Source organism: Acidovorax sp. GW821-FHT11A03 (assembly GCF_058809075.1).
Genome location: NZ_JBXASG010000003.1, coordinates 155,865 through 179,831 on the forward strand (window position 1 = coordinate 155,865; position 23,967 = coordinate 179,831).

Genomic DNA, 23,967 nt, shown 5'->3' on the forward strand with positions numbered 1-23,967 from the left:
CGCCATGGGCCCCTGGCCCCGAGTCGCCTGCGCAACCATGCTCGCGTGCCGCGTGGCTTACAGTGCCACGCGCGGTGCGCGTGCGCCAGCCAACTTTTTCACAGACACAACAGGAGAACCTTGCATGGACATCGAATTCAAGGGCCGCGTGGCCATCGTGACGGGGGCGGGCGGCGGCCTGGGCCGCCAGCATGCACTGGCCCTGGCGGCGCGGGGCGCCAAGGTGCTGGTCAATGACCTGGGCGGCGCGGTGGACGGCAAGGGTGGTTCGGTGGGCGCGGCGCAGGCCGTGGTCGACGAGATCATCGCGGCCGGCGGCGAGGCGATCGCCAACGGCGCCTCGGTCACCGACTACGCGGCCGTGCAGGCCATGGTGCAGCAGGCCATCGACGCCTGGGGCCGTGTGGACATCCTGGTGAACAACGCCGGCATCCTGCGCGACAAGTCGTTTTCCAAGATGGAGATGGACGACTTCCGCCTGGTGGTGGACGTGCACCTGATGGGCGCCGCCCACTGCTGCAAGGCCGTGTGGCCGCACATGGTGGCCCAGCAGTACGGCCGCATCGTGATGACCACGTCGTCCACGGGCCTGTACGGCAACTTCGGCCAGGCCAACTACGGCGCGGCCAAGCTGGCGCAGGTGGGGCTGATGCAGACCCTGTCCATCGAGGGGGCCAAGTACCACATCCACGTGAACGCCCTGGCCCCCACCGCCGCCACGCGCATGACCGAGGGCCTGATGCCCCAGGAGGTGCTGGACGCCCTGAAGCCCGAGGCCGTGGTGCCCGCCATGCTGGTGCTGGCGCACGAGAGTGCGCCCACGCGCACCATCCTGTGCGCGGGCGCGGGCACGTTCGAGGCCGCGCACATCACGCTCACGCAGGGCATCCACTTGGGGCTGGGCGCCGACGTTCCCGAGCAGCTGGCGGCTCGCCTGGCCGAAGCGACAGGGCGCGCGGGCGAACAAGTACCACAAAGTGGCGCGGCGCAGGGAACCAATGAAGTGAGCAAGGCCATGGCGGCGAGGGTTTAAGCCAGGTCCATACGCGCAATCCTGCTCCGTGCTAAGTTCCGGGCCGACAGAAGACGGATCGGTATAAACATATGAGCAAATTGCACGAGAGACTGGCCGCCTACCCGGCGCAGGCCCTGGGAGGGATTCGCCGCGGCATTGAAAAGGAGGGGCTGCGGGTGCTGCCCCACGATGGCCTGGCCCTCACGCCGCACCCGCTGGCGCTGGGCTCGGCCCTCACGCACCCCCTGATCACCACCGACTACAGCGAGTCCCAGCTCGAACTCATCACCGGCGCCCACAAGGGCGTCCAGCAGTGCCTGGATGAGCTGACCGAGGTGCACCAGTTCGTGCACCACACCCTGAAGAACAGCGGCGGCGAGCTGCTGTGGGCGTCCAGCATGCCCTGTGGCCTGCCCACCGACGAGACCATTCCCATCGGGCGCTACGGCGGCTCCAACATCGGGCGCGCCAAGAGCGTGTACCGCATGGGCCTGGGCCACCGCTATGGCCGGCGCATGCAGACCATCTCGGGCATCCACTACAACTGGTCGCTGCCGGGCGTGGACAGCGAGCAGTATTTCTCGCTGATCCGCAACTTCCGCCGCCATGCCTTCGTGCTGCTGTACCTGTTCGGCGCCTCGCCCGCGCTGTGCCCGTGTTTCGTGGAAGGGCGCGAACACCGCCTGCAGCAGATGGAGGGCGGCAGCGCGCTGTACCTGCCGCACGCCACCTCGCTGCGCATGGGGCGCCTGGGTTACCAGAGCGACGCGCAGGCCACGCTGGCCGTGAGCTACAACGGCCTCACGGGCTACGCCAACTCGCTGCACGAAGCACTCACCAAGCCGTACCCGGCCTACGAAACCGTGGGCGTGCGCAACCCGGGTGGCGACTACAACCAGCTGGGCACCAGCCTGCTGCAGATCGAGAACGAGTTCTACGGCACCATCCGCCCCAAGCGCACCGTGCGCACCGGCGAGCGCCCGCTGCACGCGCTGCGTGAACGCGGTGTCGAATACGTCGAGGTGCGCCTGATGGACCTGGACCCGTTCGTGCCCGTGGGCATCACGGCGCCCACCATGCGGCTCCTGGACGTGTTCTTGCTGCACTGCCTGCTGTCCGACAGCCCGCCCGACACCCCCGAAGAGATCGCCGAACTCAAGCAGAACCAGCACCTCACGGCCGAGCGGGGCCGCGAGCCCGGCTTGCGGCTCTCGCGCAACGGCCAGAGCGTGCCCCTGATCGAATGGGGCGCCGAGGTGCTGGCCGCGTGCGAGCCCCTGGCCGCCGCGCTGGACGCCACCCACGGCACCCAGGATTACAGCGCCGCGCTGCGCGACGCCCGAGCGCTGATGTCCGCTCCCGGGCGCACGCCATCGGCCCGCGTGCTCGACAGCATCGTGCAGGAGCACCACCACAGCTTCGAAGCCTTTGCCCGCCAGCAGTCCATCGCCGCGCGCGACGCCTTGCTGGGCCTGCCCTGGACGGCCGAGCAGCAGGCGCGCTACCTGGCCATGGCCGACGAGTCGATCGCGGCGCAGAAGGCCATCGAGGCGGCGGACACGCTGCCGTTCGAGGCCTGGCGCGAGCAGTACATGTCGGTGAAGGAATTGACCCCCTGAGCGGCTGAGCCGCTTCCCCCAAGGGGGACGCCACCGGTGGCCTGGCAGAGCCAGTTCCACGGTGGCACTGGCCTTGGGCAGCGCCAGTTCTAGGCGACGTCTGCTAGAAGGCAGAGTTGTTCGGTACTCTGAATTTGATAGCTTCCAGCGTTTATTCATCAAGCGCTAGAGGCCAATTTGGCTTGAAATTCAGCCCTCCAGCCGCAGCAGCGCCTCTTGCCGCCAGTACTCGGCGGCGTCCAGAAACCCCTCCCACACGCAGCCATTGCAGCCGCGCCCGCAGCAGGTGGTGGGCTCGGGAGGCGGGTTGCGCAGGGTGATGCCCGCGTCCGTGGCGCGCTGCTGCAGCCACTGGAACATCCGCTGCGCGGAGGCACCGTCCACAGCGCGGGCCGGGATGGTGGCGGTGTTCGATGTCATCGTGGGCGGCGCCCGGCCCGGGCGCGCCGCATGCCGTACTGCGCCACGAACGCGATGCCCAGCACCAGCGCGAACCAGCCCACCAGGGCCGCCTGGCTCATGAGGTCGCGCACGCTGTTGGAGCGCGCCACATGGGGCGCCAGCAGGATGACCAGGCCGATCAGGGCGCAGGTCACGCCCTTGAACAGCACTTCCTTGTCGGCCTTGCTGGCGGTGGGCTTGGAGGGCGACGGAGTGGGCAGCGGCATGGTGGGCAGGGCGGCGCAAAAACGCGCCAGATCATGAAAAGATGAGACCGCGATTATCCTTGCCACCCTTGGATTGATTCAAATACAGAAGAAAGTACCCCCGCATGGCCATCCAGTGGTTCCCCGGTCACATGCACCTGACCCGCAAAGCCATCACCGAACGCATCAAGGACATTGACGTGGTGATCGAGGTGCTGGACGCGCGCCTGCCCGGCTCCAGCGCCAACCCGCTGCTGGCCGAGATCACGGGCCACAAGCCCACGCTCAAGGTGCTCAACAAGCAGGACGTGGCCGACCCGGCCCGCACGGCCTTGTGGGTGGACTGGTACAACGCCCAGAGCGACACGCGCGCCTTGCCGCTCGATGCGTCCGACCCGGCCCCCACGCGCAAGCTCATCGACGCCTGCCACCTGCTGTCGCCCAACCGGGGCGGCATGGCCAAGCCCATGCGCGTGCTCATCTGCGGCGTGCCCAACGTGGGCAAGTCCACGCTGATCAACACCCTCTCCAACAAGCGCCAGGCCAAGACCGGCGACGAGGCCGGCATCACCAAGCTGGAGCAGCGCATCACGCTGGCCGACGACTTCTACCTGTGGGACACGCCCGGCATGCTGTGGCCGCGCATCATCGTGCCCGAAAGCGGCTACAACCTGGCCGCCAGCGGCGCGGTAGGCCGCAATGCCTACGACGAGGAACTGGTGGCGCTGGAGCTGCTGCGCCGCCTGCAGCAGCACTACGCCCCGCTGCTGGAGGCACGCTACAAGCTGGGCCTGCCAGCCGGCGCCATGGCCACGATGCAGGACGACGAACTGCTCGAGGCCATCGGCCGCAAGCGCGGCGCCATGCTGGGCGGCGGCCGCGTGAACCTGCAAAAGACGGCCGAGATCGTGATGACCGATTTCCGCACCGCGATCCTGGGCCGCATCACGCTGGAAACCCCGCAGGAGTTCGAGGCCTGGCGGGCCGCCGGGCTGGCCGAGGACGCCAGGCGCCAGGCCCGCAAGGACGCGCGCGCCAAGGCCAAGGGCAAGGGTTCGGGCGTGCGCGAACCGGCGTCCGGCGACGCCGAGTAGGCCCCGCGCCCGGGGCCGCGGGCGCCGGCCAGGGCATCCCGGGCGGTGGGCGCGCACGGCAGGCTCGGTGGCCGCGGGGTATCGCGTTACCATGCCAGCCTGGCTGTTACCGCCTGAAACCAATGCCCGCTGCTGTCCCTTCCTCGCCTTCCGAACGAGACGATGCCACCACCGAGCAATTGGTGCGGGCTGGCTCCTGGACGGTCATGGTCACGGGCACCGTCATCGCCGCCCTGCTGCTGCTGGACCGGCCCCTGTCGTGGACCCACGTGCTGCTCAACCTGGGCGCGGGCGCGATGGGGGGCGTGGCGGTGCTGCTGGGGCGCCTGCGGCGCTGGCACCAGGCGGCAGTGGTGCTGATCTGGGGCGTCTGGGGCGTGGTCGCCATCGTGGCCGCGACCAACGGGGGCCTGCGGGGCCCCAACCTGCTCAACTTTCCCGTGCTGATCGTGTTCGCCGGCTGGATCCTCGGCGCGCGGCCCACCCTGGTGCTGACCGGTGCCACGGGCGTGCTGTTCCTGTTCTTCGTCTGGGCCGACCTGCAGGGCTGGCTGCCCGCGGCGCGCTACGGCAACCGGCTGGCCTATGTCGCCTACCTGAGCGGAATCCTGGCGGTCACGGCGGCGGCCACCCTGCTGTCGCGCCGCAGCTATCTGCGCCGCGTGCAGGAGGCACAGCGCACCGCCGTGAACCTGGCCACCATCGATGCCGAGCTGCGCAAGCTGCAGCGCGCGGTGGAGCAAAGCCCCGAGAGCATTGTCATCACCGACCTGCAGGGGCGCGTCGAATACGTCAACGCCGCCTTCCTCGCGCGCACCGGGTATGCGCGCGGCGAAGTGCTGGGCCAGCCCTCCGCGCTGGTGTCCAGCAACGGCATGGCGCCCGCCCAGCGCCAGGGGCTGCGCGACACGCTGGCGCGCGGCGAGAACTGGGCGGGCGAGCAGCTCAACCGCCGCAAGGACGGTGCCGAGATCGCCGAGGCCGTGGTGGTGGCGCCGATCCGCCAGCCCGACGGGCACATCAGCCACTACGTGGAGCTCAAGCAGGATGTCACCGAGCGCAAGCACGCGGCGCAGGAGATCCACCGCCTGGCGCACTTCGACAGCCTCACCAGCCTGCCCAACCGCTTCACGCTGGTGGAGCGGCTGTCCGCGCTGCAGGGGCGCCCGGGCCGGGCGCCCAGCACCCAGCATGCGCTGCTGCTGCTCGACCTGGACCGTTTCACCACCTTCAACGATGCGCGCGGCAGCGAGATGGGCGACCGCCTGCTGTGCGCGGTGGCGCTGCGCCTGTCCGAGATCCTGCCCCCCCAGGGCCTGCTCGTGCGCGTGGCGGGCGATGAATTTGCCGTGGTGCTGCATGGCCTGGGCGCGGACGCCTCGCTCGCGGGCCGGCATGCGCTGGCCTTCGCGGAAAAACTGCAGTCGGCGCTGCTGCGGCCGCTGCGCCTGCAGGACAACGATGCCGAGGAGGCGCAACTGGGCGCCAGCGTGGGCATCACGCTCTACCCGCAGAGCGCCAACGACGTCGCGCACGACGCCCTGCGCCGCGCGGGCACCGCGCTGCACCGCGCCAAGCAGGCGGGCGGCGGGCGCGCGGCCTTCTTCGAGCAGGGCATGGGCGAGGCGGCCGAGCAGCGCTTTCGCGTGGAGCGCGAGCTGCGCCAGGCCATCGGGGCGGACGAGCTGCGCCTGTACCTGCAGTCGCAGGTGGACGTGCAGGGCCAGCTCACCGGCGCCGAGGTGCTGGTGCGCTGGCAGCATCCGCGCGACGGCCTGGTGCCGCCAGGCGTCTTCATCCCCGTGGCCGAGGAATCGGACCTCATCGTGAGCCTGGGCAACTGGGTGCTCACGCACGCCTGCGCGCTGCTGGCGGGGCCGGTGTTCCAGGAGCGCCGCCTGCGGCTGTCGGTCAACCTGAGCGCGCGGCAGTTCCGGCAGGCGGGTTTCGTGCCGCAGCTGCGCGCGGTGCTGGCGGCCACGGGCGCCGACCCGCGGCTGCTGACGCTGGAGGTGACCGAGGGCCTGGTGATCGATGACTTCGATGACGCCGTGGCCAAGATGGGGCAGCTCGCGGCGCTGGGGGTGGACATGTCGCTGGACGACTTCGGCACGGGCTACTCGTCGCTGGCCTACCTCAAGCGCCTGCCCATCCAGGAGATCAAGATCGACCGCTCCTTCGTGCGCGACGCGCCCACCAATGCCGACGATGGCGTGCTGGTGGAGGGCATCCTGGCGGTGGCCCGCCACTTCGGCCTGCGCGTGGTGGCCGAGGGCGTGGAGACCCGCGACCAGGCCGAGTTCCTGAGCCAGCGCGCGCCCGACATCGTGTACCAGGGCTACCTGTTCGGCCGCCCCGAGCCCGATACCGACTGGCTGGCCCACACGGCGCGGGCCGACGCCACGAGCACGCGGAACTGATACGCAAGGTTCAAATGAAAATAGCTGCCAGCGCTTGATGGTAAAGCGCTGACAGCTATTGATATGGTAGCAATAGGGTGGTGGGCGCGTGCGCGCCACCGCGTTACTTGTTCTTTTCCTTGCCACGCGGAATGACGGAGGTCACCGGTGGCATGGGGCGGTCAGAACCGCCGCTTTCCTTGGGCAGCGAAGTGTCCTTCTTGGGTTTCTTCGCCATCTTGTTGCTGCGTTGTTCGCCTTTTGCCATGGGGCCTCCTGTAAGGGTCTCGGAATGGGACCGTGCCGGCATGGTACGTCACAAACGGGGTGCGTTCGCGGCCACCTTCGCGGTGCTCATGCAGGCACGGCGGCCGTGGCCTCGATTTCTATGAGCATGCCGTCAAGCGCCAGCCGGGGCACGGGGATCAGGGTGCAGGCCGGTGCCGCCCCGTCGGGCCACAGGCTGCGCACCGCCTGGCTGAACAGGGCCAGCCGCTGTTCGGTGTGGTCCACGACCAGCACGGTGAGCTTGGCCACATCGTGCACGCTGGCCCCTGCCCCGACCAGTGCCATGCGCAGGTTGGTGAACGCCTGCCGCAACTGCTCGCCAAAGTCGGCGGAAAGCTGTCCCGCCGCGTTTTCGCCGCCCTGGCCCGCCACGTAGACGGTGCGCGCCTGGGCAGGCGCCACCACCACGTGGGTGTAGCCGTTGGCGCGCGGGTCGTACAGGCCGGGCGGGTTGAGGAAGCGGAGCTTGGAAGCGGCCGTGGCGGGGCGCAGGGTCGTCGCGGAATCAGGGCGCATGGTGCAGGAGTCCAGAGGTGGGTGGTGAAGTGAAGCCAAAGGTGGAATGGCCAGGGAAACCAGGGCGGCCGCCGTGGGCTCGGCGGCTTCTCCGGTTTCACGGGCTAGTATCAAACCTCAAGTTAAATTGAGGTCAAATGCCGTGGAGAAAAACCCTGCAGGAGTTGTTGTGAAGCCAGGCAAGCGCGTCGTCCCCATCGTCCCCCTCGCCCCCGGTGTGCAGGGCGCCCCCGTTCCCGACGTGCCGGTGCACGAACAGTCCGAGCTGTCGGTGGGCGAGGTCGCCAGCCGCAGCGGCCTGGCCGTCTCCGCGCTGCATTTCTACGAGTCGCGCGGGCTCATCGCCAGCGTGCGCAATGCGGGCAACCAGCGGCGCTACCCGCGCTCCGTGCTGCGCCGCGTGGCGGTGATCAAGGTGGCGCAGCGCATGGGCGTGCCCCTGGCCGCCATCGCCGATGCCTTGCAGGCCCTGCCCGCCGGGCGCACCCCCACGGTGGCGGACTGGCGCCGCCTGTCGGCCCGCTGGCGCGACGACCTGGACGAGCGCATCCGCACGCTGACGGCATTGCGCGACCAGCTCGACGGCTGCATTGGCTGTGGCTGCCTGTCGCTCAAGGTCTGCCCGCTGCGCAATGCGCACGACACGCTGGCGCAGGAAGGGCCCGGGCCGCATTTTTGAGCGCAGGTGCGTGATTTGCTGCGCCTGCCGGCGCGTGGTGAGCGGGTGGCGTCGCTTGTGCCCGTGGTCAGCAACAAGCCGCGAAGGCAGTGGCTGCCGCAGGTTGGTGGAAAAGGGGCTGCCATGCAGTGATTGCTGCAGGCGGATGGGGTGCGAGGGCAGAATGGGGCCAGGAGCGGACGCTCGATACACTCCCGCGCACTCCACAAGGCATCTGATCTCCATGACCATCGCACTTAGCACCGTAATCATCTATGCGAAGGACATGCATCGCACCGCCCGGTTTTACAGTGAAAACTTTGGCTACGAGACAAGTGGCGAAATCAGTGAGGGATTTATCGAACTTCGCCCGATTGCGGGCGGCGCCGAGATACTGATCCATCAGGCCGCCAAAAGTCTTAGGCTTGGCTCCGCCGCCATCAAGATGTCATTTGCGGTGACTGATGTGCAAAAGTTCGTCGCGGCCGCCAAGGCAACGGGCGTTGTCTTCGGGGCCATCCATCAAGCAAACGGCTACGCATTCGCCAACACAAAAGATCCAGACGGGAACTCGGTCAGCGTTTCAAGCCGCAAGTTTCGCGACTGACCGAGTTGGGGCCCGAGGCCGCCGCTGGACGAAACCACCCCAAAGCTGGCGTTGATTCACTGCCCGCTGGCTTGCGGCCCAAACCGCGCTGTCCAGGTGTCCGGCGCCTGCCTGCTGGCAAGCTATAGTTTGCCGAGGTGATGCCTGCCGGGCTTGTCGGAAATTTGATATGTGTGCTTTTGAACAGCGCACTGACCGCAAGCCCCATCTGCAAGCCACTTCCAGGAGGAATCAGTGTCCAGAATATTCCGCAAGGTGCAGTCTATCCCGCAAGTTTTGCGGGATACATCACGTTAGACCGCACTATGAGCAACTTCCCGGAGCTCGAGACTCAGAATCTCCTTTTGCGGGAGATCGTTGACACTGATGCTGAAGATCTTTTGAGCATTCATGGCGACGCCCAGCACATGAAGTGGTTTGGATCGGATCCCTTGACAGACATCGACGGGGCGAGAAGTCTGGTCCAGACGTTTGCGAAATGGCGTGAGGAACCTGCGTCCGGCACCCGCTGGGGCATACAGCTAAGAAGCGTCCCCGGCCTGATTGGAACTTGCGGCCTGTTCCGCTGGAACCGAAACTGGCGAATGTGCGTGGTGGGCTATGAAATCTCTCCGCTGCACCAGGGACGCGGCTACATGAAAGAGGCATTGGCTTCGGTTCTCGCTTGGGGATTCGGAGAGATGGAGTTGAACCGTGTAGAAGCACAGGTGCATCCCGACAATCGAGCCTCCTTGGCCGTGCTCGGAAGGCTTGGCTTTGTGGAGGAAGGGCGCCTCAGAGAGGTTGGGTATTGGGCGGGGTCCCATCATGACCTGATGCTGCACTCGCTTCTGAAGCGGGATTGGAGGAGCGGCGGTGCGGCCTGACAGGCCGGTCAACTCCGACGTTGAGCACCCTGTCGTCCCAGGATGGGGTCAAGAATGGACGAGGGTCAGGACGGCGAGAAGCACCACCCCGGCCACAAAGAGGAGTCCGTCGAGCAGCAGGACGCTGCGGACAGCAAGACGAGGAACTCGGCTGGCGAACTCTCGCAATTGATCGGCGACGGCATGGCCGCGCGGAAGCACCGCCGCGGCGGCAAGGAGGCCCGCGACGACCAGAACGGCCAGCAGCAGCGTTGCAGCCAGGTACCCAAGCAGAAAGCCAAACGCATTCATCATGGTGTCCCCGGCGCCTCGCATGCTATTGCCACATCGGCTACCAGCATAACGGCGCCGCCTCGCCACGCCAGAATATCCACCGCCGTGTCTCCGCATACGGCGAGGTGCCGATGGAGTAGGGGTCCATGCCTGTCTCCAGGCGCTCCAGTTGCACCAGATAGCCGCCGTAGCTGGCGGCCCACAGCATGCTGCCGTCGGGCGACGCCTCCATGGCGCTGATGGTGCTGCCGATGTGGTGGCGCCACAGCGGGCGGCCGTCGTCCCCGAGGGCGTGCAGGTAGCCGTCGGCATCGCCCAGCACCACGATGCCGGGCAGGGTGGCCGAGGCGTACACGCGGCAGCGTTCGTCCAGCGGCGGGGCGTCTTCGTCGCCCGCAGCGCCTTGCGGCGGCCCTCCGAGGGGGACCGAGCGGGTGCCGCCCCCGTACAGGTGGCACGAGTTGGCGAACAGGCGCGTGCCATCGTGCGAGAAGGTGGCGTGGTGCGGGTAGGACGACAGCGTTTCGTATTCGGCCACCACGTTGCCCCGTGCATCGAGCAGGATGTGCTGGCTGTCCTGGTCGCCCACCGCGATGTGGCGCTCGTCCGGTGACAGGGCCATGTGCAGCATGTCGAGCGCCAGCACCGCGACCTCTGTGCCATCTACCCATTCTTCCTGCTGGTTCTTGGGCCAGGTGTAGGGGCCATCCTCGTCGAAGGTCTGGGGGTGCAGGCGCTGTACGCCGGGGCTCCCCTGACTGCCCTGGCTGGCCAGCAGGTAGATGCCCGTGGGGTTGCGCAGCAGCACGCGCTGGCCGTCGTTGAAGGGGATCAGCTCGTCGCAGCGCTGGCCCGGCGGGCCTGCCGACACCGGCACCTGGGGCGGCAGCCCTTCGTTGCCCTGGGGCAGTGCAAACCGGGCGATCACCGGGCCGTCGAATCCGTCGTGGGTGGTGATGTGCTGGCCATCGCTCCGGGCAAAGCAGCGCCGGTTGGGCGAGCGGCCCAGGCCGTGCAGCGCGGGCAAGGGGGTGCGCCTCACGCCCTGCAGTTCCACCCAATGGGCGGCATCGTCGCAGGGCGCGCCGATGCGCGCCAGCACGCGGCCATCGCCCAGCGCGAACACCGGGCCGATGAAGCTGCCTGCATCGGCGGCGTGGCGCACGAAGGCGTCGGGCGCGAACGCGAAGCGCCGGCGAAAGCGTCCGGCCAGATCCTCGTCGGCGTGGGTGTGGACCACGCGCGCCAGTTGCAGCACCGTGGCGGCAGCCGCCTTGCGCGGGTCGGAGGGCAGGTGGCTGTCTTCCTCGGTATCGCCTTCGCCTTCGCCGTCACGGTCGCCGTCTGCCGGGTTGCCGCCGTGGCCTTTCTGCGCCTCGGCCGCATCCAGGGCGCGCTGGTGGGCTCGGATGGCGGCTACATAGCCTTGTCCGTCGGCCTGCCACTGGCCGGACAGGGCCATCAGCTCGGCGGGGAAGACCGCCGCATCGGGCGCATCAGGCGCCAGCGGCGGCGCAGCCAGCAGGTGCACGGCCGCCGCGATGCGCTGGGCCTCGGCCTGGCGGGCCTGTTCCTGTTCGTGGCGCGCGCGCACACGGGTCTCCACCCCGCCCGCGAAGCGCAGCAGCCGCGCGATGTGGTCGGCCGCGCTGCGGGGCAAGGGGGCGCGGGCATCGCTCTGGCGCTGTGCGTAGGTGAACTCCACCACGGCGGGCCCGTCCAGCGCGGGCTCCACATTGATCTGGTAGGCGCTGTGGGCGTTGTCTTCTTCGTCGCCGGGGGCGTCTTCGCCGTTTTCCCAGCTGAGCTTGAAGGCGCGGCCCCAGGGCTCGCCGCCGTGCATGCAGGGCTGGCGCGCGCCCACCCACACGTCGCCTTCCCACCAGCCGTTGCGGTCGCTGTCCCACCAGTCGTTGTAGCGCTCGGTGAACACGGGCAGGCTGGTGAAGTCCTCGATGCGTTCTGCGGTCAGCGCGGCCACCAGGCGCTGGTGCAGCGGGTAGCGGGCGCGGTGCTGGCCCACGGCCTTGCGCAGGTAGTCCAGCACGCCACGCCAGGCCTGCGTGCAGGCCCGCCAGGCCTCGGGGGCGGTGTCGGGGGCCAGGGGCAGCCACTCGCCGGGCTCGCCTTCGCGGTAGGCGCGGTACACCAGCGTGGGCTGCGCGGTGGTCGGCACCTTGCGGCCCAGGACGGCGGCGGCCAGGCGTGCCAGCAGCCCCTGGCGCTCGGGCACCTGCGACACCGACAGGTAGAAGTCCCAGGTCTTCCACACGGTGATGAACACGTTGTCATCGCGCTGGTCGCCCTCCGCGTCCACATGCCGCTGGCACAGCGAAAAATCGGTCTGCCGGAACCATCCCGTGGCCGTGTGCTCCTTGGGGCCGATCACCGGCGTGTGTGTTGCGGCCAGGATGTTACGCACGCTGACCGCTTCATCGGTGAACAGACCCGCCTCCAGGGGCAGGGCGGCATGGATGTCGTCGCTACTGCGTGTGGCGCTTTCGCCCGCGCGCACGGCGGCCACCACGCGGGGCCGGTCGAGCATGCAGCCGATGCCGTTTTCGCCATCGTCCGTGCCGTCATGGAACACGGGCGGGAACACGATGCCCGCGATCTCGCTGGAGAACTCCGCCCGGTGCGGTATGCCGCGCACCTCGTCCATGAGGAACTCCACCTGCTCGGGCCCGGTGATGTCCACGGGATAGGCATCCGTGAACAGCGCCACCCGGGCCTGCAGGCTGCCCCGCACGGTGAGGCCGCCATGGCGGCCGTCGCCCCAGAGCAGGTCGGCCACCCGCAGCGCGCCCTGCACATGCAGCCGCTGGCCACCCACCACGGTGTTGCGCAGGCTCGCATCGCCCAGCACGGCCAGGTGGGCGGCGCCCCCGGTGCCGTCGCAGGTGAGCGCGCCGTCGATCTGCAGGCACCCCTCGATCAGGACCAGAAAGGGCTGGCCCGCGAGGGCAGGGTGGGCCGGGTGCGCGCCGCCACCCTGCAGCAGCGTCCGCAGCGGGCTGCCGTTGGCCAGGGGCGCATCCAGGTGCAGCGCGGTCAGCTGCACGTCGCCCGCGATGCAGAGCACGGTTTCGGCGGCCAGGGCGGCCGGGTCCTGCGCCAGGCGCCCGGCGATCCAGCTGTCGGCGGGCAGACGGTCGGCCACATCGGCCAGCGTACAGAGTCGGGCGGGGGGCATGTGCATCGGTGCGGGAGGGGGCGTCCGGCGGGCATCGTACACCGCGCCCTGCACGGTTCCTGCTTTGCGCGGACAATCATGTGTTGTCTTATCAATGGACCGCCATGACACAGAATCCCCCCGCCTTCGAAGTGCTGCCGCGCGACCTGTCCGCCTACCGCCAGGGCAACGTGGGCATCGACTACGTGCACCGTTTCGAATCTGGCCAGCCCGGCCCCCATGTGCTCATCAATGCGCTCACGCACGGCAACGAGATTTGCGGCATGGTCGCCGCCACGCACCTGCTGGACACGGGCGTGCGCCCGCGCATCGGCACCCTGACCATCAGCTTCGCGAACGTGGCGGCGTACGAGTCGTTCGACCAGGCGCGCCCCTTCGAAAGCCGCCAGCTCGTGCACAACCTCAACCGCATCTGGTCGGCCGGCGAGCTCGACGGCACGGACGAGAGCCCCGAGCTGCTGCGCGCGCGCGCCCTGCGCCCCGTGGTGGCCGCGGCGGACCACATCCTCGACATCCATTCGACCAGCCAGGACGTGGAGCCCTTCTGGGTGTACCCGGCCTACCCGCGCAACGCGGACGTGGCGCTGGCCCTGGGACGCCCGCCCGTGCACCTGGTCATGCCCAGCGGGCTGGGGTCGGGGACGCCGCTCATCCAGCACGGCCGCCATGGGCTGGCCGACAGCCAGGGGGTGGCGCTGGTGGTGGAGTGCGGCCAGCATTTCCTGCAGTCGGCGGCCGACATGGCGACGGCGGTGGCACTGGATTTCCTGGCGCACTTCGGCCTGATCGAGGCAGCTGCGGGCCGGCCCGTGCCCGGTCCCCAGCGCCGCTACGAGCTGCTGGAGACCTGCATGGTGCGCACGCCCGGTTTCCGGTTCACACGGCCGGTGCAGGGGTTCGAGGTGTTCGCGAAGGACGAACTCATCGCCACCGATGGTCCGCACGAGATCCGCGCGCTCTGTGATGACTGCACGGTGCTGATGCCCACGCGCGAACCTATCGTGGGCCGCGAGGCGGTGTACCTCACGCGGCCTCTCGCGGTCTGAGGGGCCTGAGGGTTTTCGGGCGCCCCCGCCGGCTCAGAACGATGAGCCGGGCTGCGCGAGAAAAGCGGTTTCCTGCGCGGTGGAACCGCGCCCCAGCACGGCGTTGCGGTGCGGATACCGGCCAAAGCGCGCGATGATGTCGCGGTGGCGCAGCTCGAACCGCAGGTTGTCTTCCAGGCCGGGCTGGTCGAACAGCGCCATCGCCTGCGCGTGGATGGTGCTCGACTCGCTGTGCATGTAGGGCATGTACGCAAAGGCGCGCTGGGCGGTGGGCAGGTCCCGATCGTGCCGGCCGGCCACCAGTTCCTGGGCGAGCGCCAGCGCCTGCGCATCCTGTGCAAACGCCAGGGGCGAGCCGCGGTGGATGTTGCGGGAAAACTGATCGAGCACCAGGATTTCCGCCAGGCGCCCGCGCGCCGTGCTGCGCCACGTCCACAGCTCGCAAAGGCGCGCGGCCTCCCAGGTGGCGCCGAAGCGTTCGCGGATGGTGGCGTCCAGTGCATCTTCCTGGGCGAAGTGTTGCGCGGGCGTGAGTTCTTCGAACCAGAAATGAAGGACGTCTTCAGCTTGCATGGGGCGTTCTCTGGATGGAATGGGCAGCAGGCGCCGGAGCGTGGTGCCTGGGATGCTATGGATGCAATGCGCGCATGTTCGCCGCAGGCCTGGCAGGGAGGGTGCCTTGCAGTCGATGGCTTGCTTACTTGCCTGTTTCCTTGTCCAGGCGGATCTTGCCATCCCGCACGTACTGGTTGAACTGGTCGCGGGGAATGGCGGCCGAACCCACGGCGTCATTGTCGGCCGTCCAGCTCAGGGTGGTGCTGTCCTTGGCGGGCTCGATTTCCACGGGGCCCTTGGGTATGGTGAGCGGTGCGCCGTCACCCGGGGTGTAGGTAACGTGGCCTGCGATGGTGGCGTGCTGTGTCATGCGATCTCCTTTGGCGGGGTGCCGCCGCAATACTGGTCGCTTCATTGGACCGCCAAGCGCGCCGCCGCGCTGTAAGACCATGCCGTGCATCGGCGCGGGCCATGGCCCAGATCCACCCATCCCGGACCCCTCGTGCCCGGTGTCAGGGCGGCAGCACGGCCTGCGTGCGTTCCTGCCGCACCAGGTACAGCCCGCTGCCGATGATGATGGCGCCGCCCAGCAGCGTGGAATAGCCCGGCACGGTTTGCCACAGCACCCAGTCCAGGCCCATGCCCCAGGCCAGCGCCGTGTATTCAAACGGCGCCACCACCGATGCCTGCCCGTGCCGGAACGCCTCGGTGATCGCCAGCTGGCCCAGGAAGCCCGTGACCGCCAGGCCCGCCACCAGCGGCCAGTGCGCTTGCGCCACACCCACCCAGCGGGGCCAGGCCAGGGCCCCCGCGCCCAGCGCCAGGAAGGCCGTGGTCCAGAACACCAGGCTGGCGCTGGAGTCCGTGCGGCTGAGCACGCGGCCCGTGATGGCCGACACGGCGTACCCGCACGCCGCCCCCAGCACGGCCAGCGCGCCCAGGGTGAAGAAGGCCTCCTGGCTCGGCCGCAGGGCCACGACGACGCCCACCATGCCCAGCGCGATCGCCACCCAGTGCGCGGCGCGCACCTTCTCGCGCAGCACCACGGTCGACAGCGCCGTGATCAGCAGCGGTGCGATGAAAAACAGCGTGTAGGCCTCGGCCAGGCCCAGTTCCTTGAGCGCATAGGTGAACAGGCCCAGCATGGTCACGTTGAGCACGCCGCGCAGCAGGTGCAGGGGCCAGCGCACCTGGAGCAGGCGGCCCGCCTCGCCGCGCCACAGCACATACAGCGCCACCAGCGGCAGCGCCGCCCAGCCGCGCAGCGCCGCCACCTGCATGGCCGGGTAGCTGGCCGACAGGGTCTTGAGCAGTGCGTCCATCAGGGAGAAAAAGCCTACGGCCGCCACCATGGCGACGATGCCGCGCAGGTTGCCCGTGGCCGCCGTGTGCGCCGCCGTGGGCGCGCGGGGGTTGCCGGCCTGCGTCATGGGCGGGCCGCCAGGTGGGAGCGGCGCGCGCGAGGTGCGGGCGCCGGGCTGCGGCAGGGCGGGGGAAAAGGCTGCGCGGTTGGGGTGTGCATGTGCGATGCCGGCGGCATGCTGGTGGCGCCGCGGGCCCAGGTGGCTGAGGGCCAAAAAGTGTAGCGCACGCGCGGTGCCGGAAATGGCTGGCCCGGGCTGCGCCCGCTCAGTCCGGCTTGTGCTGCGGCCGGGTGCTGGCGCGCGCCATGCGGTCGTGCACCAGCGGCACGGCCCACAGCACCAGCAGCGCCAGCAGCGTGCTGAGCACGGCCGTGGTCTCCCGCCCCAGGCCCGCCGCGACCCCGATGGCGGCCGTGAGCCAGATGCCGGCGGCGGTGGTCAGGCCCCTGACCTGGTTTTCGGCGTCGCCCTTGAGGATGGTGCCCGCGCCCAGGAAGCCCACGCCCGCGATGATGCCCTGCAGCACCCGGCTGTTGTCCGCGGGCGCGATGCCGGCCTGCTGCGCGACCAGCACGAAGAGCGCGGCGCCCATGGCCACCAGCATGTGGGTGCGCACGCCGGCGGCCTTGCCCGCGTGCTCGCGCTCCCATCCAAGCAGCCCGCCCAGCACCGCGGCCACCGTCAGCCGCACGACGATGCGCGTGGCCTGCGCGGCGTCGGAGACGTCCGAAAACTCGGACGCCACGGCGGCGGCGATCTCCTGCCAGAGGTCAGCCATGGGGCGTGCCCCGGTGGCCGGTGGCGGGACGGGCGCTTGCCGCCGCGCGGCGGTGGCTGGAGGTGCGGAGTGTTGGCATGGTGGGCAGGCAGGTGGTGCGGCAGCGATGGTGCTGGTTCACGACTGTGCCGCCCGCGCCAGGCCGTGCCTACCAGCGGCGGGCGGGCCCGGGGGTAGGACGGTGCCGACGCGACGCCTGGCCACGCCATGGTGGAAGCCACTGAAATGAGGATGAAAGTGCCATGAAGCGCTTGATGGAAAAGCGCCAATAGCTATGAAATAGTAGTGAGTGGCGTGGCGATGAACGGACCTTGGACCCCCGCCCGGAACCGGCGCCGTCCCTGTGCCACGGGCCGCTTGCACGCAAGGGTGGCGCGTGTCACGATTTGCTCCGGGCCCCCCACGCCACCGTTTGCCCGGGCCGCCGCCACGGGGCAGGCGCGGCCCAGTGAGGAGTTCGCCATGACCCCGCAGCGCATTGTTCTGATCCAGGGACATCCCGACGCGAGCGCGCCGCACCTGTGCCATGCCTTGGCGCAGGCCTATGCCCGGGGGGCCACCGGCGCTGGCCACGAGGTGCGGCAGATCGACGTGGCCGCCATTGACTTCGCGCTGCTGCGCAGCCAGCATGAGTGGGAGCTGGGCCTGCTGCCCGCCAGGCTCAGGCCCGCCCAGGACGACATCAGCTGGGCCCGGCACATCGTGCTGTTCTTTCCGCTGTGGCTGGGCGACATGCCGGCCCTGCTCAAGGGTTTTCTGGAGCAGGTGGCGCGGCCCGGCTTCGCGTTCACCACCGAGGGCAGCAACCCGTTCGGCCGCAAGGGGCTCACGGGCCGCAGCGCGCGGGTGGTGGTGACCATGGGCATGCCCGCGATGGTCTACCGCTGGTATTTCCGCGCGCACAGCGTGAAGTCGCTGGAGCGCAACATCCTGGGTTTCGTGGGCATTGCGCCGGTGCATGAAACGCTGGTGGGCAGCGTGGAGCAGTTGGGCGAGGACGGCGTGGCCAAGTGGACGGCGCGCATGCAGGCGCTCGGCGCCAAGGCGGGGTAGGCGGGGCCCTCAGTCCTGCCACGGCAACCGCGCCAGCAGGCGCTGCCAGTCTGCCGTGGGCCCCGTGGCCTGCGCGCCGTCCCCGGTACCCGGCGCGGGGCCCGCGCCGCCCTGCGGGGCCACGGGCCATGGCAGCCCGCTTTCGAACGTCATGGCCAGGCCCGTTGCCGGGTGCGGCACCGTGAGCTGCCAGGCGTGCAGCCACAGCCGCTGCTGGCCCAGCCGCTCGGCCCACCAGCGGTTGAGCGGGCCCTTGCCGTGCGTGGCGTCGCCGATGATCGGATGGGCCAGGTGCTTGAGGTGGCGGCGGATCTGGTGGCGCCGGCCCGTGGTGGGCACGGCCTCGACCAGCGAGGCGCGCGTGGAGGCGAAGCGGGGGTCGCTGGCCTCGGGCAGCGTGAGCCGCGCCAGGCGCCGAAAGCGCGTGTGCGCCTCCTGCACGGCCGTATCGGCCGGCGCGTCGTCGGGCCGGAGCGCGTGGTCCACCGCGACGGCCTCGGGCGCCCAGCCGCGCACCATGGCCAGGTAGCGCTTGTGCGTGGCCTGCTGCTCGAAAGCCTGCGACAGCGCGCGCGCCGCATCGCTGTGCAGCGCCATCACCAGCACGCCGCAGGTGCCCTTGTCGAGCCGGTGCACGGGGAACACATGCTGGCCCAGCTGGTCGCGCAGCACCTGCATCACGAAGCGCGTTTCGCCGGCATCGAGCCCCGTGCGGTGCACCAGCCAGCCGGCCGGCTTGTAGACGGCCACCAGGTGCTCGTCGCGCCAGAGGATGTGCAGGGGAGGGTGCATGGAAAGAAAAGTGGCCTGTGCCGCGGGCCGGGTAGGGAAGGCGCGCATTGTGCAGCACGCCGCGCGCTCTACACTGCGCCGATCCCGTTCATGCAAAGGATGCAGTGGTATGTCGGCTGGAGACTGGAAGGACATGTACGCCGCCGCCGTGGCCGGCGATCTGGCGCTGGTGCGCTACCACATCGGTGCGGGCGTGAACCCCAACTACCAGCACCCCGAGATCCTGTGCACGCCCCTGGTGGCCAGCCTGATCCACGGGCATGCCGAGATCACGCGCTACCTGCTGGCCCACGGCGCCGACGCCGGGCTGAGGTCCGACTTCGACGACATGACGCCGCTGGAGGCCGCGCGCCGCCACGGGCGCACCGAGTTCGTGCCGCTGCTGCGGGCCCGGGGCGGCAAGGAAGAGCGCAAGCCGTTCTGGTGGCGCTGGCTGCCCATCTAGCGGCGCCGGTCAGCCGCCGGCGGCGGCGAAGGGGCCCGCCGATCCGCGTGCGGCGGCCGCGTCCGGATGCCAGGACTGTCGGCCCGCCGCTGGCGGCCTTCCAAGGTCTTCAGGCAAGGCGTGCAGACTCCTTGGCCCGCATCTTGGCGGCGATGTATTCGCCGTGCGTGACATGCAGCAGGCCGGCCACCTTGCTGATGGTATGCATCTCGTTCTCGTCCAGGCGCGCGTCGGCGTACGCCACCTGCCACATGGCCTCGACCAGCTGCACCTTCTGCGGCTGTGTGAAGTGATCGTTCAGGCTGCCCGTGAAGCGTTGGTAGTCGTAGGCGCTGCGGGAGGTGTCGACGGCCAGCTCCAGCAGGCGATCCAGTTCATCGTCGGCCAGCGCGAACTTGCCGCGCAGGGCGGTGACCATGGCCGTGCGTTCGGCCGCATCCATGGCCGCGTCGAACCGCACCACCTCCACCAGCAGCACGGCAGCGGCCAGTTGCACGGCGTGGGCCTGCTCCTGGGCGGAAGGGGTTGCCGGGGGTTGCATCAGGCTGTCGAGCAGGTCTTTGAGTGTCTGGAACATGGAGGGTGCTTTCGATGGGGCCGCGGCATGCAGGCATGGATGGATGGAGGTCGCACGGGCGGTCTTGGTTCCCTCGCCCTGGTGCGGCCGGGCGGACGGCCGCCGTGGCGATACAGTGCTCGCCCCCCGCTACCACCCCGGCGACAATTGGGGGCCATGACGAAGAAAACCATACTCCCCCTGCAACTGCTGGTTGCCCCCGCCAAGAATGATCCCTCGCCCCTGGTCCTGTACCACGGGCGCTATTGCCCCGACGGCTTTGGCGCCGCGCTGGCCGCCTGGCTCTACTACGGCGACAGCGCCGAGTACGTGGGGCTGGACCATGGCGATGTCAACACCGTGGACGACCTGCCGCCCGTCGCGGGCCGCGCGGTCTACATCCTTGATTTCTCCTTCTCGGCCGAGGTGCTGCGCGCCATCGACGAGCGCGCGGCCAAGCTGGTGATGCTGGACCACCACAAGAGCGCGGCCGAGAAGCTCACGGGCTTTGCCTGCCGCTGCGGCGTGGTGCATTTCGACATGGGCAAGTCGGGCGCGCGCCTGGCGTGGGAGTTCTTCCACCCGCACGAACCCGTCCCGGCGCTGCTGCAGTACGTGGAAGACCGCGACATCTGGAAGTGGGAGTTCGCCGAGAGCGCGGGCTTCCTGTCGGCGCTCGACATGGAGGCGCAGACCTTCGAGCGCTGGCGCGAGATCGCATCCTTCACGCCGCAAGAGCTCACGCTGTTCATGGCGCGGGGCGCGGCCATGGATGAAAAGTACCGCAAGCTCGCGGCCGACATCGCCGAGGGCGCGCAGCCGCTGGTCTTCAACGGCATCGAGGGCCTGATGGTGAACGCCCCCGGCATGTTCCACAGCCTGGTGGGCGACATGCTGTCGGCGAAGACGGGGACCTTCGCGCTGATGTGGAGCGCGGGCGCCAAGGGCGTGAAGGCCGGGCTGCGCGCGCAGCGCAATTTCGACTGCATCGCGCTGGCCGAGAGCATGGGCGGGGGCGGCCATGCGCAGGCCTGCGGTTTCAAGATGAAGGTGGAGCGCCTGCCCGAGCTGCTGACGGGCACCTTCAACGCCTGAGACCGGGGCCACGCCCCTGGGTCGCTTCGCGCCTTCCCCCTTCTCTCGAATGCTCCGCGATGCGGGAAGGGGAACGCAGCCAGTGCGGCGGGGCGGCCCTTGCACGGATCTCTCCCGGCCCAGGGCGGGCGTGTGCAAACGCCCTGCGCAGCTCTGGGGCATCGTCGGGCCAGTGCGATTGATCCCCGAGGCTACGCCAGCCGCAAGTCGGCCGCCTTTGCCCCCGGAAACACCCGCGCCATGGCGGCGGCGTTCAGCCCGTACATCCGCGCGAACAGCCCGCCTAGCACGCTGCGGTAGTCGTTGAGCACCGGGTAGTCGCGGTTCTGGAACAGCGTGGCGGCGCTCAGGGCCTGCTGCTCGCCCGCGATGCGCCCGCCATTCACGCCACCGCCCAGCACCCAGAACACGGTGCCGTGGCCGTGGTCCGTGCCCCGGTTGCCGTTTTCTCGGAAGGTGCGGCCGAACTCGCTCACCACCACGACCACGGTGGATTTCCATGCGGGGCCCATTTCGTCGGCAAAGCCGGCCAGGCCCCGGCCCAGCTCCTCGAAGCGGTTGGCCAGCGCGCCCGTGGCCGCGCCCTGGGCCACATGGGTGTCCCAGCCGCCTACGTCCACAAAACCCAGCTGGTAGCGCGTCTGCATCAGCCGCGCCATGCGCCGGGCCGTGCCCTCGAAGCCCTTGGTGCTGAGCGCGTTGCGGCTGGCGGCCTCCATCTCGCCCTGCATGGTGCGGGCCACTTCCTCGCGCGTGGCAAAACCCTCGGCCACGGGCGTGGCCAGCGGGGTGCCCCGGTACATGGATTCGATGAGCTGGGCCTGCCGCGCGTCCACGCCGCTGCGGCCCGCGCCCGCGCTCAGCAGGGTGTTGGGCACGTCCACCGCGCCGCGCAGCACCAGGGGCAGGGTGCTGGTGAAGGCCATGGGCTGCGGCGTGGCTGCTGCGCCGGCCGCCGGAGCGGCGAGTTCGGCCACCAGCCGGTTCAGAAAGCCCGAGCGGTAGTCGCGCCGCCCGCCCACGGGCTGGCCCAGTTCCATGCTGTCCTGGGTGTCGAAGTGGCTGCGCGAGAGGTCGTCGGTGCCCGCGAAGGGCACGAAGGCCAGCTGGCTTTTCTGGTACAGCGGCAGCATGGAATCCGCGAGCGCGGGGTGCAGTCCCCAGTCGGGCGTGAGCGCCAGCGCGCCGCCGTCCTGTCCGGGGCGGGCGATGGCGATGTTCGGCCGCGTCTCGTAGTAGTAGCTGCTGGCCGTGGGCACGAGCAGGCTGGCGCAGTCGTAGCCGCCGCGCAGGAACACGAGCAGAAACCGCACGTCCTGCGCGCGCGGGGCGGCCAGAACGCTTGCACTGGCGACGCCGAGCGCGCTGGCGCCCAGGGCCTGAAGAAGGTGTCTGCGTTGCATGGTGTTCTCCTCATCCATGCATGAATTCGGGTGATGCGAGGAACAGCAGGTTCCATTCGCGCGGCGACGCCGCCTGGGCCAGCGCGTTGCGCGTGGCGGTGGACCAGGCGGGCTGCAGGGCGCGCACGTAGGCGCTTTGCGCCAGCGGCGGGGGTGTGCGCTGCGGTGCCGCTGGCCCGGCCATCCCGTCCTCGCGCGGGGCGGGGGCCGTGGCGGCCCCGGCGCCGATGGCCCGGGCGATCTCGAAACGCGTGGACATCTGCCCGGAGCCCGACCACGCGGCCGCATCGAGCGGGTAGCCGTCGGGCGTGGCGCGGCCGTACAGGGGCTCGGCCAGGCGCTGCAGCCAGGCGAGCGCGGGCTCCGCGCCGGGCAGTACGGCGTCGCCATGCGCCAGGCGCAGGGCGGCCAGCACATAGTGCACCGGGTCGCGGAAACGCTGGCCCAGCGATGCGCGAAATCCGGGGGCGTTGAAGAGTGCTTCCAGCACGGCGGCGATGTCGCCATCGGTGCGTTCGAAGGTGCGGGCCAGCGTCTGCAAAAGCGCGGGCGGCGGGTTGTCGCCCACCAGAAAGAGCGCGATCTTGCGCGTGACGAAGCGCGCGGTCGCGGGAGCGCGGGCCAGGCGGTCCAGCGCTTCGTCCACCTCGGCCAGGCCTTCGGCGCGCAAGGGCTGGCCCAGCAGCGTCTTGGGGTCCCAGTCGTGGCGCTGGGGGTTGAACTCAAACAGCCCCTGGCGCACGTAATGGCGGCGCAGTGCGGGCTTCATGCGCGGCGGCTCTTCGCCGGGCGGGCGCAGCGATACGCCCACGCCGGTCAGCACGCGCGCCAGCTCCTGCACGTCCTGCTGGCTGTAGCCGCCGTCCACGCCCAGCGTGTGCAGCTCCATCAGCTCGCGCGCATAGTTTTCGTTGATGCGGCCGGCTGCGTTCTGCGCGTTGTCCAGGTAGCGCAGCATGGCCGGGTGGCGCGCGGTGGCGCCCAGCAGGTCGCGAAAGCGGCCCAGCGCATGGGGGCGCACGGCACGCTCCTCGTAGTCGCCCACCAGCGCGCGCAGGCTGCCCTTGCCCGCGAACACGTTGAAGTGGTTCATCCAGAACCAGGTCATCTTCTCGCGCAGCTGCGCGGGCGTGTACAGCGCGCGCAGCACGAAACGCTCGGCCGCCTCCTGCTGCAGGGCGCGCATGTCCTGCTGCCAGGCCTTGAGCGCGGCCTTGCGCGCGTCTTCGGTGGGCAGGGCCTTGGCGGCGCGGTGGCGTGCGTCCATTTCCAGGGCCAGCGCCTCGGCGGGCACGCGGGAGATGGTCATCGCGTCGATGCGGGCCTGGGCTTGGCGCGGCAGCGCGGCGGGCGGGGGGCGCAGCTGGGCGGCCAGACAGGCCTGCGCGCCCTGGGGGGCCAGCGCCTGCGCGCCCTGGACGGTGCAACCCCAGGTGATGCGGTCCAGCAGGCGGGCCAGGGTGGGCTCGTCGGCGGTGCTCCATGCCTCCATCCCCGTCGCGCAAGCCATGCCGGGGAGCGCCCCGGCCGCCGCGCCCAGCAAGCCCGCGAGCACGGTGCGGCGGCGCCAGGGGGCGGGGCGTGGTGGCGAGGTCATGGAGAGGTTGGGCGGCAGGCCAGGTGCAAGTGGGCGCATGGTGCGCCGCCCCGCGCCGCCGCGCAAGCCTGTGCGGCGGGTTTTACCTGCGCGACACAAACGGCCCGG

General features: G+C 69.8%; 25 protein-coding genes. 11 read left to right on the forward strand and 14 right to left on the reverse strand.

Annotation, left to right across the window (positions count from 1 at the left end; all coding sequences use genetic code 11):
* Positions 1-124 precede the first annotated feature (124 nt).
* Positions 125-1,033, forward strand: coding sequence for an SDR family NAD(P)-dependent oxidoreductase (locus tag AC1RVY_RS07835; RefSeq protein ID WP_218293962.1), 909 nt, complete (start codon positions 125-127; stop codon positions 1,031-1,033).
* 71 nt (positions 1,034-1,104) lie between these two features.
* On the forward strand, positions 1,105-2,634 hold the full coding sequence (gshA, locus tag AC1RVY_RS07840) for a glutamate--cysteine ligase (protein WP_218293963.1): 1,530 nt from the start codon (positions 1,105-1,107) through the stop codon (positions 2,632-2,634).
* Between the two features lie 189 nt (positions 2,635-2,823).
* Here the strand turns inward: gshA and AC1RVY_RS07845 are convergent, their stop codons facing one another.
* Complete coding sequence (locus AC1RVY_RS07845) at positions 2,824-3,054, reverse strand: oxidoreductase-like domain-containing protein (protein WP_370628433.1); 231 nt, start codon at positions 3,052-3,054, stop codon at positions 2,824-2,826.
* Entirely contained in the window at positions 3,051-3,302 is a 252-nt protein-coding gene (locus AC1RVY_RS07850) for a hypothetical protein (RefSeq protein ID WP_218293964.1), read from the reverse strand. The genes AC1RVY_RS07845 and AC1RVY_RS07850 overlap by 4 nt, the downstream gene beginning before the upstream one ends.
* 104 nt (positions 3,303-3,406) lie before the next feature.
* Here AC1RVY_RS07850 and ylqF point away from each other — a divergent pair, with 104 nt between their 5' ends.
* Complete coding sequence (gene ylqF / locus AC1RVY_RS07855; RefSeq protein ID WP_492245601.1) at positions 3,407-4,375, forward strand: ribosome biogenesis GTPase YlqF; 969 nt, start codon at positions 3,407-3,409, stop codon at positions 4,373-4,375.
* A gap of 122 nt (positions 4,376-4,497) precedes the next feature.
* Positions 4,498-6,795 carry a putative bifunctional diguanylate cyclase/phosphodiesterase gene (locus AC1RVY_RS07860; RefSeq protein ID WP_492806078.1) on the forward strand — a complete coding sequence of 766 codons (2,298 nt, stop codon included), beginning with the start codon at positions 4,498-4,500 and terminating at the stop codon, positions 6,793-6,795.
* Positions 6,796-6,898: 103 nt separating this feature from the next.
* Here AC1RVY_RS07860 and AC1RVY_RS07865 read toward each other — a convergent pair whose 3' ends face one another.
* Complete coding sequence (locus AC1RVY_RS07865) at positions 6,899-7,042, reverse strand: hypothetical protein (RefSeq protein WP_218293966.1); 144 nt, start codon at positions 7,040-7,042, stop codon at positions 6,899-6,901.
* A gap of 86 nt (positions 7,043-7,128) precedes the next feature.
* On the reverse strand, positions 7,129-7,578 hold the full coding sequence (locus tag AC1RVY_RS07870) for a RidA family protein (RefSeq protein ID WP_492254911.1): 450 nt from the start codon (positions 7,576-7,578) through the stop codon (positions 7,129-7,131).
* A 217-nt stretch (positions 7,579-7,795) separates the two neighbouring features.
* Here AC1RVY_RS07870 and soxR point away from each other — a divergent pair, with 217 nt between their 5' ends.
* The 3 genes from soxR (at position 7,796) to AC1RVY_RS07885 (ending at position 9,709) form a co-directional block, all read left to right on the forward strand.
* Positions 7,796-8,257, forward strand: a complete 462-nt coding sequence (gene soxR, locus AC1RVY_RS07875) for a redox-sensitive transcriptional activator SoxR (protein WP_369643871.1) — start codon at positions 7,796-7,798, stop codon at positions 8,255-8,257.
* 223 nt (positions 8,258-8,480) lie between these two features.
* A complete protein-coding gene (locus AC1RVY_RS07880) occupies positions 8,481-8,843 on the forward strand; it encodes a VOC family protein (RefSeq protein ID WP_492806079.1) in 363 nt (120 codons plus the stop codon).
* A gap of 305 nt (positions 8,844-9,148) precedes the next feature.
* Positions 9,149-9,709 carry a GNAT family N-acetyltransferase gene (locus AC1RVY_RS07885; RefSeq protein ID WP_492806081.1) on the forward strand — a complete coding sequence of 187 codons (561 nt, stop codon included), beginning with the start codon at positions 9,149-9,151 and terminating at the stop codon, positions 9,707-9,709.
* Positions 9,710-9,757: 48 nt separating this feature from the next.
* Here the strand turns inward: AC1RVY_RS07885 and AC1RVY_RS07890 are convergent, their stop codons facing one another.
* Both AC1RVY_RS07890 and AC1RVY_RS07895 read right to left on the reverse strand, forming a co-directional pair.
* The gene (locus tag AC1RVY_RS07890) at positions 9,758-10,003 is read right to left on the reverse strand and encodes a hypothetical protein (protein ID WP_492806082.1); all 246 of its coding nucleotides are present in this window, start codon (positions 10,001-10,003) and stop codon (positions 9,758-9,760) included.
* Positions 10,004-10,040: 37 nt separating this feature from the next.
* Positions 10,041-13,175 (reverse strand): WD40 repeat domain-containing protein, encoded by a 3,135-nt coding sequence (locus tag AC1RVY_RS07895; protein ID WP_492806083.1) that lies wholly within the window; start codon positions 13,173-13,175, stop codon positions 10,041-10,043.
* Between the two features lie 104 nt (positions 13,176-13,279).
* On the opposite strand from AC1RVY_RS07895, the gene AC1RVY_RS07900 reads away from it, so the two are divergent.
* Positions 13,280-14,221: a M14 family metallopeptidase gene (locus AC1RVY_RS07900; protein WP_218293971.1), complete on the forward strand. Its 942-nt coding sequence runs from the start codon at positions 13,280-13,282 to the stop codon at positions 14,219-14,221.
* Between the two features lie 33 nt (positions 14,222-14,254).
* Here the strand turns inward: AC1RVY_RS07900 and AC1RVY_RS07905 are convergent, their stop codons facing one another.
* The 4 genes from AC1RVY_RS07905 to AC1RVY_RS07920 all read right to left on the reverse strand — a co-directional run bounded on the left by AC1RVY_RS07905 (position 14,255) and on the right by AC1RVY_RS07920 (position 16,918).
* Positions 14,255-14,794 (reverse strand): DUF924 family protein, encoded by a 540-nt coding sequence (locus AC1RVY_RS07905; protein WP_218293972.1) that lies wholly within the window; start codon positions 14,792-14,794, stop codon positions 14,255-14,257.
* A 124-nt stretch (positions 14,795-14,918) separates the two neighbouring features.
* Positions 14,919-15,146: a hypothetical protein gene (locus AC1RVY_RS07910; RefSeq protein WP_218293973.1), complete on the reverse strand. Its 228-nt coding sequence runs from the start codon at positions 15,144-15,146 to the stop codon at positions 14,919-14,921.
* A gap of 142 nt (positions 15,147-15,288) precedes the next feature.
* On the reverse strand, positions 15,289-16,206 hold the full coding sequence (locus AC1RVY_RS07915; protein WP_369641939.1) for a DMT family transporter: 918 nt from the start codon (positions 16,204-16,206) through the stop codon (positions 15,289-15,291).
* 199 nt (positions 16,207-16,405) lie between these two features.
* Positions 16,406-16,918: an MgtC/SapB family protein gene (locus tag AC1RVY_RS07920; protein WP_218293975.1), complete on the reverse strand. Its 513-nt coding sequence runs from the start codon at positions 16,916-16,918 to the stop codon at positions 16,406-16,408.
* Between the two features lie 462 nt (positions 16,919-17,380).
* Between AC1RVY_RS07920 and AC1RVY_RS07925 the strand changes: the two genes are divergently transcribed.
* Positions 17,381-17,971 carry an NAD(P)H-dependent oxidoreductase gene (locus tag AC1RVY_RS07925; RefSeq protein WP_218293976.1) on the forward strand — a complete coding sequence of 197 codons (591 nt, stop codon included), beginning with the start codon at positions 17,381-17,383 and terminating at the stop codon, positions 17,969-17,971.
* A gap of 9 nt (positions 17,972-17,980) precedes the next feature.
* Here AC1RVY_RS07925 and AC1RVY_RS07930 read toward each other — a convergent pair whose 3' ends face one another.
* Entirely contained in the window at positions 17,981-18,763 is a 783-nt protein-coding gene (locus AC1RVY_RS07930) for a pseudouridine synthase (RefSeq protein WP_218293977.1), read from the reverse strand.
* Positions 18,764-18,872: 109 nt separating this feature from the next.
* On the opposite strand from AC1RVY_RS07930, the gene AC1RVY_RS07935 reads away from it, so the two are divergent.
* Entirely contained in the window at positions 18,873-19,208 is a 336-nt protein-coding gene (locus AC1RVY_RS07935) for an ankyrin repeat domain-containing protein (protein ID WP_218340704.1), read from the forward strand.
* A 109-nt stretch (positions 19,209-19,317) separates the two neighbouring features.
* Here the strand turns inward: AC1RVY_RS07935 and AC1RVY_RS07940 are convergent, their stop codons facing one another.
* A complete protein-coding gene (locus AC1RVY_RS07940; RefSeq protein WP_218340705.1) occupies positions 19,318-19,785 on the reverse strand; it encodes a tellurite resistance TerB family protein in 468 nt (155 codons plus the stop codon).
* A gap of 156 nt (positions 19,786-19,941) precedes the next feature.
* On the opposite strand from AC1RVY_RS07940, the gene AC1RVY_RS07945 reads away from it, so the two are divergent.
* Entirely contained in the window at positions 19,942-20,859 is a 918-nt protein-coding gene (locus AC1RVY_RS07945) for a DHH family phosphoesterase (RefSeq protein ID WP_218293980.1), read from the forward strand.
* A gap of 191 nt (positions 20,860-21,050) precedes the next feature.
* Here the strand turns inward: AC1RVY_RS07945 and AC1RVY_RS07950 are convergent, their stop codons facing one another.
* Together AC1RVY_RS07950 and AC1RVY_RS07955 are read right to left on the reverse strand one after the other, a co-directional pair.
* Positions 21,051-22,262 carry a DUF1501 domain-containing protein gene (locus tag AC1RVY_RS07950; RefSeq protein ID WP_492806087.1) on the reverse strand — a complete coding sequence of 404 codons (1,212 nt, stop codon included), beginning with the start codon at positions 22,260-22,262 and terminating at the stop codon, positions 21,051-21,053.
* Positions 22,263-22,272: 10 nt separating this feature from the next.
* Complete coding sequence (locus AC1RVY_RS07955) at positions 22,273-23,859, reverse strand: DUF1800 domain-containing protein (RefSeq protein ID WP_492806089.1); 1,587 nt, start codon at positions 23,857-23,859, stop codon at positions 22,273-22,275.
* Positions 23,860-23,967: the final 108 nt, after the last annotated feature.